A 17,420-nucleotide genomic window follows, 5' to 3' on the forward strand; every position below is an offset into this window, starting at 1 on the left:
TGACGACAGACAGCAGCAGAAGGAAGAGCAATGGCCCGCCGCAGTGACAGCGATCCCGAAGAAAGCCTGGCGATCCGCGCGGCCTGGCTGCATTACGCTGGCGGACTGACGCAGGCTGCGGTGGCAAAGCGGCTCGGCGTGCCCTCTGTTAAGGCGCATCGACTCATTGCACGCGCGGTGGCCGACGGTGCCGTCAAGGTCTCGATCGATGGCGCCATCGTCGAATGCGCCGAACTGGAAGCTCAGCTTTGCGATCGCTATGGGCTCGCTACCTGCGAGGTGGCGCCGGATCTGGGAGAGGACGGCCTGCCGCTTCGCGCGCTCGGCCTTGCCGGCTCCAGCTTCCTGCGCCGCACGATCGAGGGTGGCGATTACAAAGTCATCGGCCTTGGCCATGGCCGCACACTGGCTGCTGCGGTGCGCCAAATGCCGCGCTTTGAAGCGACCGGCGTGTGCTTCGTATCACTGCTTGGTGGGCTCACCCGCAATTACGCCGCAAATCCGCATGACGTGATGTATAATCTGGCGGAGAAGACCGGGTCGCAATCCTATGTGATGCCAGTACCCTTTTTTGCCAACTCTGCAGAAGATCGCGAAATCCTGCTGGCCCAGCGCGGCGTGCGGGAAATCTTTGACATGTCGAACGGTGCCGGCCTCAAATTCGTCGGCATCGGAACGGCAGACGCCAGCGCACAGCTTGTTGCCTCCGGTATGATCGAACGGCGGGAAATCACGGAAATCGCCGCCGTCGGCGCTGTCGGGGAAATGCTCGGCCACTTCTTCGATGGAGATGGCCGCGTCCTCGAAACGACGCTCAGTGCCCGCACGCTCTCGGTCGATCTCGAAACGCCTGAACAGACCCGCATCGTAGCAATCGCGGGCGGGTTGCAAAAGCTTGCCTCGATCCGCGCCGTCCTGCGCAGCCGCCGCCTCAAAGGCCTGATCACCGACGAACCGACCGCCCGCGTGCTGGTGAGCTGACAAGAGGATTTACAGGCACATCTGACGATTGCAGCCGAACAACTGGAATAAAAACAGCCAAAGCCACGTGCGCGGATTGGCATCAGTTGGAAGATGAACAAGGCAATGGCAGAGGCGAAACCCTTGTCGAGGGCCGATAGCCGCTGACGCGATGCGTGATCCCCCATTCAGCGTTTCGTCATTTCGCCTTTCTACTCCATGCGCGAGGCGACGGCCTCGCACGCGGAGACCTCCGGGAAGATTGGAGCGGAGAACTCTGCACTGGGCCAACGAGCGGCCTGGACCGGCGAGTTCTCAACTCCGATGTTGAAGGAGTGCAACCTCCACATCGTGGAACTGGATTATTCCGGACGGCGCGCGCCTGCGGGTTTCCCAAAAGTATACCGGCATTGTATCCATCCGGTGCGCGGCGGCGTTGCGCGTCACGGCATTTCCAGTGGGCAGGAATCAGTTATTGTTGACCGTGGTTCCGACCAACATACTGCTTTTGCGGAATATGTCGGAGGGGTCTTGCCGACGCTGCGGTAGGCGTTGCAATCTTCGCCTCCCCTTCAACGGCTGGCTTCAGCCGAATCTTCCGCGCTGCTCGTTTGGGCGGTCGCAACTCTTAGGCTTTGGCAATTTTACAGGCGCCGTGTTGGCCGTCGGCGTAGCCGCAGCCTGGCTGGGGGAGAAAGCATCAACACGCGAACCGCTGGCGTGACCGATGATGAGGCAAGCGCTCTTTCCTCTATATTTCTAGGCGAGATCGCGATCAGAAGCCACTTCACGTTGCATTACTGAGTCATGCTCGCAGGTTCGATCCTGCGCTCGATGGGCGGCATGACCACATGAAAAGGCTGGTAAATTGAACCGCTGGATGCAAATTAGACAGATCGGATGACGCCTTTTGTGAAAATGAAACATCCAAATGGTCGATCGTCCGTAGTCGCGACAACAGCAAATGCACCAGCCGCCACATCGTAGAATCTCGTCCTCTCAACGGGCTGGAAGCCAACCTCCCGCTGCTCTATTTCGTTTACTATTTTTGCGACATCGTCATGAACCGACGTGCCGTAGCCGAGGTCGCCGTCAGGGACCATTTTCACAACGGGCTTTTCGAGGAAATCGTCGACCGGCATCAGCTTCAATATATCGGTGATGATTGAAACGAGAGGGACCCCTACAATCGGCAAGACGCGTTGATGACGGGAATATGCTGGATAATTGGCATCCACCACTACGAGACAATCACCATGCCCCATTGCTGCGAGTGCCCAAAGAACGTCTGGACTCAGATGCTTCGGGATATTTTTCAACATTGTCATACTATTCCAGTCATCCCTGTAGAGTTGCTTCGATCATGTCGTGGCCGAGATTATCCAGGGAACAGACTGGCAAAAAATCGAGTCAGTGGCAATGAAATCCACCTCTCGTCTACAGATATGGCGTCTTTTGCGAACGTCAGCCAGGGACCGAAACAGGATGCTGGGAGCGTTGGCCGGAGCGCTTTCCGTATCTCCGACATTGCCAAAACGACGAGGGTTCAGTCCATTCGATTGACCGCCTTTCACGCCAAACACACAGAGCGCCGGCCGCGCCTTGCCATCCTAGACGCTCAGCACGATGAACTCGAAGCACGCGTTAGAAGGTGGTCTCGGCTCGCCTGCATCGACGTGCTGGCGGACGATTATCTGTAATAAATCGCCGGACTGAAGTAGCAGTCCAATCCCCAATGTCGAGGTTGCCATTCGCGTCCTGATCCAGACGGTGGTAATTTGCGAACACCCGGCGATAAGCCATCATCCCTGCAGGTGCATAGTTCAATTGCCAACATCATTGGCTTTGAAGGGCGGTCCTCGATGTTATGGAGCAACATTTAATGGCGACCGCTGGCAACGTTCTCATGGCGCGGCTTGTGGCTGCCGAGATTGATAAGCGGAAAAAACGCAAAAAACTCCTCGACCGTTATGGCGAGGAGCTCCAGAGCAAATATTTGAAGTGCTCGAATTTACACGTTTTGTTGGTTGCGGGGGCCTGAACGCACGGAGACTTGTAAATTTTTGAATTGGAACAGCCTGCAAAGAGTTGATGTTCTCTTCCAGGAAGCGACCGCTGACATTCATCACAATATTGCACCTGCAATCGGGCTGGGAGCGGGCGATCTCCTTCCTGACCGGTATAGGTGAAAGCTGCCGTCACATCAAAAGCATGAAACGGCTTGATCGAAACCATATCGGTTGTTGGCTACCGTCTACGCGATACGCGCCACATGCTTGGTCCACGTACGCAAATGCAGCTTAGGGCTCATGATACGCTTCGTCGGGTCTCATTCCTCGATCTTGTCTAGCTTTCTCGTGTCAGCTTCCACACCCATCTCATCGGAAGCTTGCTGCGCGGAACGAAATTACCGACAATCCGTGGAAACCCGAATGTGGTCGCTTCGCCGCGATGATGGATGCCGACAAGGAGCGGAAACAGGGGTCTCCGAAAACGCCCGCTCCCGCATACCCTACGACTAACGGTGGAGCATTGGGATCGCGCCATAACACTTTGGGCAGGATGTCGCATGGCACAGCATCCCTATAATCGATCTCGAACTGAGCGGATGAGCCGCCAACCGATATCCGAGGACGTGTACATGACAGGTAGAATTGCGTTGATCATCGGCGTGACGGGACAGGATGGTGCCTATCTTAGTGAGTTGCTGTTGTCCAAGGGTTATATCGTTCACGGGCTAAAGCGGCGATCCTCATCGTTCAATACGGGTCGGATCAATCACCTCTACGGCGACCCGCGCCGGCCGGACACGAGGTTCCATCTTCATTTCGGCGATTTGACCGACGCGACCAATCTTTGCAGGGTCATCCAGGAAGTCTGCCCGCACGAGATCTACAATCTCGGGGCACAGAGCCATGTGCAGGTCAGCTTCGAGACACCGGAATATACCGCGAATTCCGACGCGCTAGGCACACTCCGGGTCCTTGAGGCCGTCCGTATACTCGGACTGGGTAAGGAATGCCGTTTCTATCAGGCATCGACGTCGGAACTGTTTGGCGGCATGGGCAATGCCGCGCAACACGAGAAGACGCCATTCTATCCCCGGAGCCCTTACGCAGCGGCCAAGCTCTATGCATACTGGATGACCGTCAATTATCGCGAAGCCTACGGCTTCCATGCTTCCAACGGCATTCTCTTCAATCACGAGAGCCCTTTGCGCGGAGAGACTTTCGTCACGAGAAAAATTACCCGCGCTGTCGCTTCCATTGAGCACGGTCTTTCCGAAAAACTGTTCCTCGGAAACTTGGACGTCAGGCGGGACTGGGGACACGCCCGCGATTACGTAGACGGCATGTGGCGAATCGTCCAGCAGGAAAAACCCGAGGATTACGTTCTGGCAACCGGAGAGGCCCACACGGTTCGCGAATTCGTTGAACGCGCATTCGGCGCGGTCGACCGCAGGATTGAATGGGAGGGGAAAGGGGCGGACGAAGTTGGGATCGACGCGAAAAGCGGAAGGGTCATCATCGGGATCGATCCGATCTATTTCCGACCGACGGAGGTCGATTTTCTCCTTGGCGATCCAAGCAAGGCCCGCCGTCAACTGGACTGGCATCACACGACGTCGTTCGAGGAGCTCGTTACGGACATGGTCCACTCTGACCTGCTGCTCATGAGCCGACAGAAGGGCCGCAACGATGTCTTTGCTTGATCAAACCAACACGACGTTCCGTCTCGAAGGAAAGCGTGTCTGGGTTGCCGGCCACAATGGCTTGGTGGGATCTGCGCTGGTTCGACGGCTGACTGAGGAGGGCTGCGCGGTGCTCACCGTCAGCCGGCGCGAGGTCGATCTGACTCGCCAATCGGAGACTGAGCGTTGGATCGAGTATGCTCGTCCACATGTCATACTGATGGCGGCTGCAAAGGTCGGGGGGATCGGGGCGAATGTGGCCTACCCTGCCGATTTCCTCTACGTCAATACTATGATTTCTATGAATGTGATGAAGGCGGCAGCCGCTAACGCTGTCGAGCGCCTGCTCTGGATGGGATCTAGCTGCATTTACCCCAAGCATGCACCGCAGCCGATCGATGAACGAGCTCTCCTGACTGGTCCGCTGGAGCCGACGAATGAAGCCTATGCTATCGCCAAGATTGCCTCTCTCAAACTGGCGGAGGCCTACGCCCAGCAGCATGGCATCCCCTCCATCTGCATCATGCCGACGAATGTCTACGGGCAGAACGACAATTTCGACCCCGAGCTTTCCCATGTAATACCGGGAATGATTCGCAGACTGCATCTCGCAAAGACAACCCGCGCTCCAAACGTTACGTTGTGGGGTAGCGGTACGCCATTGCGGGAATTTCTGCATGCTGATGACCTTGCGGATGCCTGTGTCTTTCTTGTTAAAAACCATGCCCACTTGCCAATCATCAACATTGGATCGGGGCAGGAGCTTTCCATCTGCGAACTGGCTCACCTTGTCGCGGACATTGTCGGATATAAAGGCAGTATCGTATTCAACCAGGAAATGCCGGACGGTGCTCCAAGGAAGCTGCTTAACAGTTCTCGCCTTTCAGCTATGGGCTGGAAGCCGAAAGTGGACCTACGGAGCGGGATAGAGGATCTCTATCGTCGGTGGCAGAGTTCAGCCCAGGACGCGGCCGAGAGGGTTATTGTGGAGCTGCCCGCAACTTAGAAGTGCCGCCTAAGAGCTTAGAAGAGGGCGAGATGAAGTTTACTTTCGATCGGCGTCTGCTGCTCGCTGTTGCCCTGCTCGCCATTCCATCGATGTACCAAGACGCGAGGCAGCTCTCAAGCCAGAGGGGAGGTATGTATAATCCGCCACCTAAGGGGGAAACGCTGTCCTTTGAGCTTAAAGTGCCTGTTCCCGAGCCTTCCCTGCCCGAAGGCGTTGATCTCTTCGATCCTCACGTTTTCGCGGTCGACGAAGGCGCTCCAGCTATTTCTAAGGTGGCTCGAACTGCGGATCATGGGGAGGTCGTGTCCATGACAGGGGTGGATCTCGACGGGGTAACGACCTTTGAGCTCTTTTCCCAGCCGCCATCTGCATCAAGCGGCACGACTACAGAGGTTAGGCCACTGTCGGCGGATGCGACGGCGGCTACACTACTACTTCCAGAGAGCATTCCTGCTTGGTCGATGTACCTTCTTTGGCCGAAGCGTGGCGAGGATCGCGGTGCTATGCTTGCGATCAACCAGACGGAGGCGTGGTGGGTCGGGCCCAACGCCGGCGCCCCCGGCGAGCGCATATCGATTTACGGGCGAAATCTCGCCACCTCGAATGGGACCGAGACCAGCCATGTCTATCTGAAGCCGGTCGGCAAAGTGGGTAGGTACCTCAAGCCTATCTCAGTCAATCCCTTCAAAGTAGATATCGACATTCCGGATCTACCTTCGGGCGGCTACGAGGTCTGGCTACACAACGGCCACGGAGGCAGGTTTGGCTGGAGTGGCCCTTTGGAGCTCGACATCATGGCGCGATCACCGTGGGCGATGCAGGCCGAAACCATCGTTGATGTCGAAAACTTCGGCGCGGCTGCAGACGGCAAGACTGATGATACAGAAGCGATCGTTCTCGCTTTGAAAGCAGCTGCGGCGGTTGCGCCGGCTACGGTAGTCTTCTCGAAAGGGACTTATCTTGTCTCGAAAACGCTCGTCGCACCCGATAATTTGACCTGGCGCGGCGCAGGTATGGATAAGACCGAGATCCGGCTTCGAACACCGCTCTCGACGAGCATGGTCGCGAGCGACGGACGCAATTTACAGTTCCAGCATCTGACGCTGAGTGCAGGGCGCAACATTCGTCAGGCCCCACTTCTTTTTATGGGGTCAGCACGCAATATTCGCCTGGATCATGTGAAGATTGACGCCTGGGGAGCTGCCGCGCTCGATGCGCAGGACGTAGAAGGTCTTTCGATCCTGTCGTCCGAACTAATCGAAGACGGCTCGTTCTATGGAAATAGCCGACAGGTCTTTTTGGCCGGAAACCGCTTCAGGATGACAGGCGACGGTGAATCCGTTGCGTCTCTCTGGGGCGGTCGGGACTTTTCGATGACGGACAACACACTGACCAACGCGGACGAAAGCTTAGAAGATGGGAACGGCATTGGCCGCTTCTTTGTTGCCCAGACACATCGGGGCAGCATGCGGAACCTCTATTGGGCTGGTAACATTTCTCAAAATGCAGGCCCGCGCGATTGCAAGAAGGTAGATTGCAACAAAGGCGAGCAGATCTGCTTCGAAATTTATGGTAGTCGGTTGTTGCAGACCGATATCATCAGCGCACAGTCCGGGAAAGTCACCTTCCGGTCACTGGCGGAGATGCCAGAGGACGTTCCCGGCGGCCGGGATTTGGTAATCGTCGGCGGGCGCGGCGCCGGACAGCATCGGCATATCCTATCCCATTCGGGCACCACTGTACTTCTGGAAGAGCCTTGGACAGTGATCCCCGATAAAACGAGCCGGCTTGCCCTCGCAGCGGTGGCGTCTAATGCGGCTATTTATGACAATCGTTTCGAAGGCCGATCAAGCTATAGCCTGCACGATTCAGATACGACCGGAGTGCTTCTCTATGGTAATGTCTACGATGTTGTCGTGGACAGCAACCGCATCTCCCGGATGCGGCACGGCATGATGACGGTCGCGTTGGATTCCGCGAGCGGCCTGAGCCCCTATTTCCTGCAGTATTCGAACAACCTCGTGATCAACAGCAACAGTGGCCTCTACGTGGGTACGACGTTTGCCGAGAGAGGTATCCCGGCCGTCTGGGGCGGGCTCGGCAATGTCTATCGTAAGAACAGGTTCGAGCAGATAACCCATATCGGGATCGAGTACGATACATGGGATCAGTATGGATCGGATTTCGACGGAACGGTTTTTGATAGTAATAGCTTAGTCGATGTGCGTTTCGGCTTCGTAGATGGTTATAGGCTGATGTGGACTCATGACGGGACGTTTAAAGCGGCCCCCGGGCCACACTCAAAGCGTCTCCGCACCGTGCTATATCATAATCGGTTCGACGGTGGCTCTGCCGGAGGGATTGGCAGCCGAGGCTTTGTGACGATGCATCCTGGCAATAGCTGGGTCAATATCGGATCAACATGGAAACGTTTCGAAACCGGCAACTTAGGACCGTCCGCCGGCATCATCGAGAAATAGTGGCAACAGAAACTCGGGGCGTCGTACTGTATTCTAGGATTAGCGCTGCTCTTCAGGTCTTGGCGATTTAACGGCACGCTCGGCGGGCCGGTAAGCGACAAGGCGAACGCGAACGACGTCGCCTGATTGAAGCGCCGCGTGCTCGTTAATCGAGCTCTCCTGATATTGCCCATCGACTAGGCGAACGAGCGTGAATTCGGTCTCGACCATATTTTCCATAGCACTCACGCGCTTGGCTGCAAGGCCAATCTCGGCCATGGTCTGCCCGCTGAAAGCCATTCTCCTCTTGAGTCGCAGCATGTCCAGCCGGATGTCCCGGAGTTCCACTGCGGCGTTGTTGTGACGTTTGCTCGAAAGCTCTTGAATGCGCCTCTCTACCTCATTCTTGTTCTGTTGAGCCCTGGATAAAAATGATCCGAACTCGAGAAGCTGCTGGTTCATCGCCAAAAGGTCGCGCTTTCTGTCCCGTACGGCTGATTGCGTTGAGGCGCCTTTGGTAAAAAGTTCCTGCGCTGCGTCGACATCCTGACGAAGCAGCTCGAACTGTTGGTTGCGCATTGCACCCGTTTTCGTCAACGTTTCAATCTCCTCTGCATAGTTTCTACTTTGTGTCTGCAGATTATCGCGTTCACTTTTTAGGGCTGCCAGACGCAGATTGTAGATGCCTGCCTCCACGTTTAACATCTGCTGTACGACTGAAGGATCGCGGCCGGAATTGCTTGCAGCCTTCTCATCGAAGGGGGCATCGTTCAGTTCCGCCTCCAACCTAGCCTGCTTGATCTCCATTCCAACTAGTTGTAGCGCCATATCCTCATATTCCTGCTGAGCGGCGATCAGTTGCACGCCCGACATATCTGTCCGTGTAGCGATGTCCCTAAGGCCGCCGCCGAGCGCGAAAAGCTCCAGCGTGATCATTCCGGGACGGAACTCGTACTTTCCCGGCTTCTGGATCTCGCCCACAATAAACACCGGCGCATATTCTTTGACGGTCACCGCGACGGACAGGTTCGGCACATGCTCGGCAAGCGCCATACCAATAGCCTCTCCGATCTCGACCGTAGTCTTAGTGGCCACCTCCACATTACCGAGGATAGGATATCCGATCATGCCGTCTGCGCCGACGGGAAAAGTACCGGTAAGGCCGGCGTCTCCATAGACCCAGATCATTAGGACATCACCGGCGACGACGCGGTACGTGGATGCCGCGTGAGACGAGGAAGCACCATGGGATAGTACGGCCCACAGTAGAATGACGGTGCGCACGAATACTTTCGTCATAGAAAACCGGGAACGCAAAACAACGCGCATCTCTATTCTCCAGCCAACAGAGCTGGACGAGGTCTAGGCTTCATCTGCCGGCTGTCGGTCGGGTCTTGAATTAAGGGACTTGCCCTTTCGCCCCGTTTGTAATCTCGACGCCGGACTCCGTTCAGAACCATCCCCAGCACTTGGTCGCCGTTTGCGCGCAGGTAATCGGCGGCAGTCTTGAGAACCAAGCTATCGGTGCGCTCCGGATTCACGACAAACGCAACGGCATCCACCATGCCGGCGATCCGCGCGAGGTCCAATTCGAAAGTGCAGGACGGGCAATCAACGAGCACAAGGTCGTAGCGCGTCCGCATTTCCAGAATTAGAGCCGTGAAGCTCGTGGCGCCGAGAATGAAATCAGGCGGCGTTGCCTGTCGTTCGGACACGATGACATCGACTGAAGACAGTGGGTCACGGTGGATGAGGTCGTCAAACGCGATTTTTCCTCTGATTGCGCGCGACAGATGATAGGTGCTTGATATTCCGAATGCATCGCTGATGGAAGGATTTCGGAGGTTGGCGTCGATGACAAGCACCTTAAAACCGCCGCATGCCAGCGAGCGCGCGAGGTTTGTGACGATGAAGGTCTTGCCCTCTCCCGAGGTCGAAGAAGTAAGCGCAACGACCTGGCTCTTGCCTTGCCGTTTTGCCTGGACCAGTTGAATGGAGGTCCGGATCTCAGCGACCGCGCAATGAAAATCGCTGTCCTTTCCGCTAAACATTCCGGGTCCTACAGAGATCCCGCCGGCCCGCATCCGCGGAACACGGCCAAAGACGACAAGGCCTGTTTTCTGCTGAAGTGCCGTGATTGACCCAACCGATCGGCTGCTGACCCCCCTCAGCCACACCGCCCCCACCCCGAATGTCGTACCGGCCAGCAAAGCGCTCAAAACCCACAGAAATTTGTCGGGGTTTGTCGGCTTCGTGCGCGGCGTGGCTCGCGTAATAATTCTCGCCTCTGCCGTCGCGATGCCATCCTGCTCAATCATCTGCTTGTAGCGGGCAAGGTAGGTCTCGTATATCGAGCGATTGGCATTGGCCTCGCGCTCAAGTTGGCCAGCATGGACTGTTGCCATACTGGCGGTCGACATGGCACGCTGGACGTCTTGGAGATTTTGATAGACCTCGCTTTGCTGCTTCTGGTTGATATCAATTTCGTTGCGGAGGCTTGCCACAATCTCCATAACTTCCTGACGGATCTGGCTCTTCAGCGACGCAAGCTGGTACCCAAGCTGCGGGCGTTGCGGGTTCATCCGTGCGCCGCTCTGGTCAAGGTCAGCGATGCTGCGGATCACGCGGGCCTCTTCTGCCCGTAGCAACTGAATGGTGGGCGAGGAAAGAACCTCGGTAAGGCCTACGCCCTCACCCGTCTGCAAAACTTCGGTGGCCGTTGCCAGACGCGCTCTGGCTTCGGCAAGTCGAGCCTGGAGGGAGGTTAGTTCGGTATTAAGTCCGGACAACTGTTGTGCCTGGAGATTTGTACCGCCCATGCTGACGAGCCCCTCCTTTTGGCGAAAAGCTGCTGCGCTCTGCTCGGAAAGCTCAAGCTTTTTTTGAAGGCTGCCAAGTCGTTCGCCAAGCCAGTCGCTGACTCGCCGCGTCGCCGTTGTCTGAAGGTCGATCTGGTAGTCGATATATGCATTGGCGAAAGCGTTTGCGACGGTAGCTGCAAAGACGGGATCTTTCGCCGTGTAAGAAATGTAGATCGTGTAGGAGCGACCATCGTTCATAACTCGAACATTTGCGAGAATTTCCTCAATCGCTTTTACGTAGCTATCTACGTTGGACGCGGTCACGAACCGGTCGTTCTTGCTGCTCTTGTCAGCGGCTGGCTGTCCGAGCCCGAGGTTCGCATAAACGCGCTCGGCCATTGACCGGGATCCAATAATGTCGATTTCAGTACGTAGCACGGGGCTCTCCTGAGGGAGAGGAGACATCACTGATTCACTAGGCAGAGCTTGAAGTTTACGAACATCAAGCGCGACAACAGCCTCCGAGTGATACCGCTTAGGTGCACGCATGTATCCGATTGCGGCAACGAGCCCGGTGAAGAGGAGGCAAGCGGTGAAGAGGAAACGGTGCTGCCAGATTAGGCTAACAAGACGGGAGAGACCCTCTTGCGAATGGGCGGACGGTTTCGTGTTCGTGATCATGCTTCCCGCCAGAAATTTGGTGTTACGTCTGGCGCTTTATCTGTGAATCCCATAGAGCCGATTTTGCAAGCTACTTCCGTCCTATTCGTCGCACCGAGCTTCTTCATGACGTTACGGATGTGAACTTTGATTGTGCTCTCGCTAAGTTGTAGTTCGACGGCGATGACCCTGTTCCCCTTGCCGCACCGCAAGGCTTCAGCCACAGCCAATTGTCGATCCGTGAACGCGAATGCGGGCATGGATTGCTGAGCCGAGATGCCGAATAGATCTCGAACCCCGCGGAGGCTGCTGGCAGGAATGAACCGCCCACCTGCTATGGCAAGGCTGATAGCATGAATGCAAACATTGATGGACACGCTACTTGGGATATATCCCCTCACGCCAAGTGCCATGATCTCAAGAACGACGTTGATCTCCTGGTTGTCGGACAGGATGACCACTGCTGCCGGTGCCATGGCTTTGACAAGCTCGGCGATTTCTTCGACAAGCTGTCGCGGCGCACTAGCTGCATTGCCAGCATTGAAAAGGACGGCAGATGGTACACCGATTGAGCGGCTTGCTGTTATCCACTCGCCAAGATCGGAGAATGTCAAAACCTTCCGGCCTATCCTGTGATATTCCAGGCTATGCGCCAGACACTCCCTTTCGAGCATGCGCTTGTCGATCAGCGCGACGTAGCCCGCTTCGTCCTGGGGAGGGGAATATTGGGTATTATTGACGGCCGCGATCAAGGATAGGCTGTTCTGCGGCGGAGTTACTTGGGTCGCGAGCTGCAACCGGACTACATCAACACTCATTTCATAAGCGCTCCAAAAATCGGTTAGACTGAATGGATTGTCGTCAACGGTGCGAGCAACTTAAGCGAAAGTCATCTTTCGAACGGTGAAAGCCTCAGCGAATCTTGCCGGGGCACGGCATTCAATACCTCGTAAGCGAGCAAGACCCCGGAACGTTTCAGCGTCGAACCAGTCTTTCGAGCGCTGCGTCCCGAAATGATCGAGCAGCAGGGCAACCTTCAGGTCGAGTGCGTAGTCGCTGAGGGGAACGTAGACATTCGGCCTCGATATATCCCCATCCCATTTTGGGATCTCGTATTCCATAATCAGGTGATCTCGGAAGACATTTCCCGATAGTCTACTGATTTCCCGATGATCCTGATGCGCATCCTCCCGAGCATGAGTGAAGATGATATCGGGATTGCATCCGGCGCGTACATTGTTAAGCCAGTCTTTAATCTCCCGGCTCTGACTGGGAAAAAAGCTGTCGTCGAAGGTACCGAATTTCACGCTGACGGACGCAGCGCCTTTCAGGAATGACCTAGCCGACTCTTGTGCCTCCACAACGCGCTGGTTTCCCGCACTCAGAACGCACCAGGTAACATCGAGAAGCACACCTTTTGATATGAGGTCGAGAATTGTTCCTCCAGCGCCAATTTCAATGTCGTCGGAATGGGCGCCTAGGCAGAGAATCGACAAACGCTCACCCGGTGAAACCATAAACATTGGTTTCATGGCTGCGCTCCCGATGCATTTACCCCCATTCCGATAGGTGAACCGCGCATGAGCCAAGGCATATCGCCGCGCTCTACCATCGCTTCGAGGGCCTGCCAGTCACGTAGTGTGTCCATGGACCGCCAGAAGCCCTCATGCTTATAGGCCATCAACTTGTCATCAGCGATCAGCCTCGCAAAGGGTTCGAGGACCAGTTCCTCGCCCTCGCACATGTAGTTGAAGATCTCGTTTCGCATGATGAAGAAACCGGCGTTGATCCACATGTCAGAGGTCTCCGAAGACCGAAACTCTCGTACGCGGCCGGTGGCATCGATGTCGGCCAAGTGATAGGTCAGGGGTGGGCGGACGGCGAGGAAACAGGCGAGTTTGTCGCTTGCGCGAAACTTCTTGATCATGTCATCCAGATCGACATCCGTTAGTCCATCGCTGTAGTTCGCAAGGAAGATTTCCTCGTCGCGGACCTGATCGCGGACCGCCCACAGTCTCTCTCCGATATTGCGCCAGATACCGGTGTCAATCATCGCAATCCGCCAGTCCCGGGTCGGCGCCTTCATCATTTCCACGCGGCCAGAGCCAGAGACGATGCAGTCGGCATAGGTTTCTGGCTTGCTGCTTAGAAAGAACTCTTTGATGACATTGGCTTTATAGCCAAGGCACAATATAAAATTATCGTGGCCGTAGCCCGCGTAATACTGCATGACATGACGCAGTATCGGCTGGGAGCCGAGCGGTATCAGGGGCTTCGGCACGCTCTCAGAATATTCACGGATCCGGGTACCGCGGCCGCCGCAAAAAAGGACGACTTTCATGATGCAAGCTCCTTCGGATCGATTTCTACGGCGTGTGGAATCGGAACGATGAATTTGCCGCCCCAGTCGCTGATCGATCTCATCTGCGCGATGATCTCCGTCTTAAGGTTCCAGGGCAGGATGAGGACGTAATCGGGCCGCGCCCGGTTAAGTTCCTCGACCGGCTTGATTGGGATATGCATGCCAGGGGTGAAACGATCGTGCTTGTATGGATTGCGATCGACGGCGAAGTCGATAAAATCCGTGCCGATCGCGCAGTAGTTCAAAAGTGTGTTGCCCTTGCCTGGTGCCCCATAGGCGCAGATTGTCTTACCTGCGTTCTTCAGCCCGATCAGAAACGACAGCAGATCTCTCTTGCTCTGACGGGCGGCCATACCAAAGGCTGTATAGGTTTCAAGCATATCGAGGCCGGCCGCGTGTTCCTGATCGCGCAGCTGCTTAACCCTCGCTTCGCATGGTACGGGATTGTTCGCATGAACGAGATAGACGCGCAGAGATCCCCCGTGTGTGGGCAGCTGATCGACATCGAAGACCTTTAGTCCATGCCGTGCAGCCAGAATTTCAATCGTCAGCAGCGAGAAGTATGAAAAGTGCTCGTGATAGATTGTGTCGAACTGCCTCTCTGCGATTAGCTCTGCGACATGCGGGAACTCCAAAGTGATTACACCTTGCGGCTTCAGAAGCAGGGTCATTCCGGCGACGAAGTCATTGAGGTCAGGGACCTGAGCAAGGACATTGTTTCCGACGATCAGGTCCGCTTGGTCCCCGTTTGAAACCATTACTCTCGCGAGATGCGACCCAAAGAACTGGGTAATGGTGGGTATGCCCTTGTCGATCGCGATCTGTGCAACGTTGAGTGCAGGCTCGACACCGAGGATCGGAATTTCGGCCGCCAAGAGATGCTGCAACAAATATCCGTCATTGCTTGCCAACTCGACGACGAGGCTCTTCGACCCAAGGGAGAAACGCGGGATTACTGTTTCGCAGTAGAGTTTAGCATGCGCGACCCAGCTGTCCGAGTAGGATGAGAAATAGGCATATTCCTCGAAGATGTTCTGTGGTGAGACGTGCTCGGGCAGTTGCACAAGAAAGCAGGCCTCGCACACGAACGCATGCAAAGGATAATAGCTCTCCATTTCATCGACTGCATCAGCAGTTAGAAAACTCTCGCAGGGCGGCGACATTCCGAGATCAACGAAGGTGTGATGTAGTCGCGTGTTGCAGAGGCGGCAGTGTTGTTCTGCCTTTGCCTTCGTGCTGCATGCCATGGATTCCGATCTTGCATCCATATCAAGTCCCCCAGTTTCGTATTCGCGGAAGAAACGCTGCCTACAATTTCAATCGAGAATATTACGAAGAGAAATTTCGTACGATGATGCTCGAGGGATTAGTCCTTCATCCAATGGTCGTAGCCGAGTCGACGATTTCTGCTTTGATCTAACCATCGCTCTACCTCTAACGCCAATCGGATGTCTGGCACGGAAACTTGCCAGGTTATTTGGTGGAGAAGATCGACAATAGTCGTGCCTTGAAGACCGTTCCAGATCACGGAACGTGGTGTTATGAAGCAAACAACTGCTCTAAAAGCGGGAAACGAGAAACTCTAATGCATTTTTTAGAGACTGCCATTCGGGATCTCTGGATCATCGAACCGGAACGGATCGATGATCACCGGGGATCCTTTGCTCGAACGTTCTGCTCAGACGAATTCGCCAGTCGCGGATTGCCGCACCGGTTCGTTCAGAATAGCATTTCAATGTCTACGCGGAAACACACACTGCGAGGCCTGCACTTTCAAAAGCATCCACACCGTGAAACTAAGATCGTTTCCTGCGTGCGCGGTGCGATATGGGACGTCGCTGTCGATCTTCGTCCAACGTCCTCAACCTATCTGTCCTGGGTATCCAAGGTCCTTTCACATGAGAACGGCGCACAGTTCCTCATTCCCGAAGGCTTCGCTCACGGTTTTCTGTCCCTCACGGATGAGGTTTCTGTGACATACTTGATCTCAACGCCATATGTTCCCGGCAGCTCCGCGGGCGTGCGGTACGACGATCCCACCATCGGAATAGACTGGCCGGCAACCCCCGTGGTGCTGTCATCCAAAGATCTCGAGTGGCCCCCGCTGGAACGGCCAGCGGTAGCAACGATGTTACAGTCGGACAATACCTAAGTTCGCGACAAGTCCAACGGATTGAAGTGTGTCCGCGGCGGCCGCGATCTCGGAGAAAGGCATGCGAGACCGTTCTGAGATGTCGAGGAGAGAGTTGGCGCCGTCCCCTAGGTTGAGAACCCAGAGGTAGGCCATGACACGGTCGCTGTTGGTTTTATGTCCGCCGATCGCGGAGAACAGTCCATATTGTCCGAGCTGCGGTTCGCCCTTCGGACTGAGGTTAAGCGGCGTCCAGTTGGTTTCCAATATCTGGAGTATGTCCTGCACCATCTGGAAAGAAGAACCTAGATGCTCTGGACGTATGAAGTCGAGATTGTCGGCGGAGGTGTGGTACTGCGGGAATGTGCCGAAAGCACTCCTTTGGAGTAGCCCGACTGGAAGGTTAAAGCCGGGTGAGCAGAACTGGCGCTCATCGTATCCGTAAGGGATGAAGTCCGAAAGAGTCGGAGAGATGTTGTCCGGGCCGCAGCGCACACAGGCCGCCGCCCGGTCTATCATCGCAAGGCCTTGCCGGCTGCGTTTGTAGTTAGGCCCGCCGCCGTCCCCAACACACGAGAGCACCAAGCCATGCTTGATCCTGCCCAGTCTTTCCTCGTTCCGCTGCAACCAAGCTAGAGAGCCAATCGTGCCCGGCGCAAAAATGAAGCGATAGCTGTAATAAGTCGATTCCGAGCGCATGCTTTCCGCAAGACAGGTCAGCAGCGCTAAGCCTGAACAATTATCGTTCGCAAGGCTTGGGTGACAGATGTGGGCATAGAGAATCACCTCGTCCTCGACCTGCCCTCGGTGAAGGTAGTCGCCATAGGTTAAGTGACCCGGCACCTTTTCCGTGTCGATAGAGACCTCGTAAAACCCCTCCTCCAAGGTAGCGAACTGATCATGGCGCATGCAAAACCCCCACTCATCCGTGTAATAGGCGGTCTTATACGGTATGACATCCGATTGCTCCGGCAGTGTATGGAGATGTGGCTTGAGGTCGCCAAGCGGCATTCGCGCGTGCACCGGGATACTATAGTTTAGAACGTGGAGATTATGATCGGCAAAATCGACGATTGTCCGTCCACATGGACCCTTCAAGCTTGCGCTGCGTACAATCCATTCGGAGGGAGCGATCCAGCCGAAGACCTGAGTTCCCGAGGCAACGCTGTGCACGTCGATATCGATATGCTGGCGAAGAATATCGAGCGTTGCCAATACGCCCTGCCCCGTGATGCTTCGACATATAGGATACAGGCGCGCGGCCAGCGCGTAAATGGATTTGCCTATGTCCTGTGCACCATCATCTGGCTCTGACGCGCAGGATGCGTCCGTGGTGAGATCCATGTA

The 17,420-nt window shown here is 55.6% G+C and carries 14 protein-coding genes; 6 read left to right on the forward strand and 8 right to left on the reverse strand.

Annotated features, from left to right (window positions below; all coding sequences use genetic code 11):
- The first annotated feature begins 30 nt into the window (after nt 1-30).
- On the forward strand, nt 31-981 hold the full coding sequence (locus BLW69_RS16180; RefSeq protein ID WP_062578350.1) for a sugar-binding transcriptional regulator: 951 nt from the start codon (nt 31-33) through the stop codon (nt 979-981).
- A gap of 866 nt (nt 982-1,847) precedes the next feature.
- On the opposite strand, the gene BLW69_RS16190 is transcribed toward BLW69_RS16180, so the two are convergent.
- Nucleotides 1,848-2,282, reverse strand: coding sequence for an RbsD/FucU family protein (locus BLW69_RS16190; RefSeq protein ID WP_162237955.1), 435 nt, complete (start codon nt 2,280-2,282; stop codon nt 1,848-1,850).
- Between the two features lie 560 nt (nt 2,283-2,842).
- Between BLW69_RS16190 and BLW69_RS22835 the strand changes: the two genes are divergently transcribed.
- From BLW69_RS22835 to BLW69_RS16210, 4 genes are all read left to right on the forward strand, one after another.
- Nucleotides 2,843-3,001, forward strand: a complete 159-nt coding sequence (locus tag BLW69_RS22835; RefSeq protein ID WP_175487277.1) for a hypothetical protein — start codon at nt 2,843-2,845, stop codon at nt 2,999-3,001.
- 600 nt (nt 3,002-3,601) lie between these two features.
- The gene (gmd, locus tag BLW69_RS16200) at nt 3,602-4,672 is read left to right on the forward strand and encodes a GDP-mannose 4,6-dehydratase (protein WP_092663377.1); all 1,071 of its coding nucleotides are present in this window, start codon (nt 3,602-3,604) and stop codon (nt 4,670-4,672) included.
- Entirely contained in the window at nt 4,659-5,657 is a 999-nt protein-coding gene (locus BLW69_RS16205) for a GDP-L-fucose synthase family protein (protein ID WP_092663379.1), read from the forward strand. The genes gmd and BLW69_RS16205 overlap by 14 nt, the downstream gene beginning before the upstream one ends.
- Nucleotides 5,658-5,689: 32 nt before the next feature.
- Nucleotides 5,690-8,140, forward strand: a complete 2,451-nt coding sequence (locus BLW69_RS16210; RefSeq protein WP_244508855.1) for a glycosyl hydrolase family 28-related protein — start codon at nt 5,690-5,692, stop codon at nt 8,138-8,140.
- A 39-nt stretch (nt 8,141-8,179) separates the two neighbouring features.
- On the opposite strand, the gene BLW69_RS16215 is transcribed toward BLW69_RS16210, so the two are convergent.
- The 6 genes from BLW69_RS16215 to BLW69_RS16240 are packed head-to-tail and all read right to left on the reverse strand — an operon-like array spanning nt 8,180 to nt 15,210.
- Complete coding sequence (locus BLW69_RS16215) at nt 8,180-9,448, reverse strand: polysaccharide biosynthesis/export family protein (RefSeq protein ID WP_092663381.1); 1,269 nt, start codon at nt 9,446-9,448, stop codon at nt 8,180-8,182.
- Between the two features lie 2 nt (nt 9,449-9,450).
- The gene (locus BLW69_RS16220; protein ID WP_092663383.1) at nt 9,451-11,601 is read right to left on the reverse strand and encodes a GumC family protein; all 2,151 of its coding nucleotides are present in this window, start codon (nt 11,599-11,601) and stop codon (nt 9,451-9,453) included.
- Nucleotides 11,598-12,398, reverse strand: a complete 801-nt coding sequence (locus tag BLW69_RS16225; protein ID WP_092663385.1) for a helix-turn-helix transcriptional regulator — start codon at nt 12,396-12,398, stop codon at nt 11,598-11,600. Before BLW69_RS16225 ends, BLW69_RS16220 begins: the two co-directional genes overlap by 4 nt.
- A 60-nt stretch (nt 12,399-12,458) precedes the next feature.
- The gene (locus BLW69_RS16230; protein WP_175487278.1) at nt 12,459-13,112 is read right to left on the reverse strand and encodes a PIG-L deacetylase family protein; all 654 of its coding nucleotides are present in this window, start codon (nt 13,110-13,112) and stop codon (nt 12,459-12,461) included.
- On the reverse strand, nt 13,109-13,921 hold the full coding sequence (locus tag BLW69_RS16235; protein ID WP_092663387.1) for a sugar phosphate nucleotidyltransferase: 813 nt from the start codon (nt 13,919-13,921) through the stop codon (nt 13,109-13,111). Before BLW69_RS16235 ends, BLW69_RS16230 begins: the two co-directional genes overlap by 4 nt.
- Entirely contained in the window at nt 13,918-15,210 is a 1,293-nt protein-coding gene (locus tag BLW69_RS16240; RefSeq protein WP_092663389.1) for a class I SAM-dependent methyltransferase, read from the reverse strand. Before BLW69_RS16240 ends, BLW69_RS16235 begins: the two co-directional genes overlap by 4 nt.
- Nucleotides 15,211-15,527: 317 nt before the next feature.
- On the opposite strand from BLW69_RS16240, the gene rfbC reads away from it, so the two are divergent.
- The gene (rfbC, locus tag BLW69_RS16245) at nt 15,528-16,094 is read left to right on the forward strand and encodes a dTDP-4-dehydrorhamnose 3,5-epimerase (RefSeq protein WP_092663391.1); all 567 of its coding nucleotides are present in this window, start codon (nt 15,528-15,530) and stop codon (nt 16,092-16,094) included.
- On the opposite strand, the gene BLW69_RS16250 is transcribed toward rfbC, so the two are convergent.
- Nucleotides 16,074-17,417, reverse strand: a complete 1,344-nt coding sequence (locus BLW69_RS16250; RefSeq protein ID WP_092663393.1) for a DUF4910 domain-containing protein — start codon at nt 17,415-17,417, stop codon at nt 16,074-16,076. The two genes, rfbC and BLW69_RS16250, sit on opposite strands and share 21 nt — an antisense overlap.
- Between the last annotated feature and the right edge of the window lie 3 nt (nt 17,418-17,420).

This window comes from Rhizobium sp. NFR12, from assembly GCF_900108545.1.
In the GTDB taxonomy this organism is placed as follows: Bacteria; Pseudomonadota; Alphaproteobacteria; order Rhizobiales; family Rhizobiaceae; genus Neorhizobium; species Neorhizobium soli.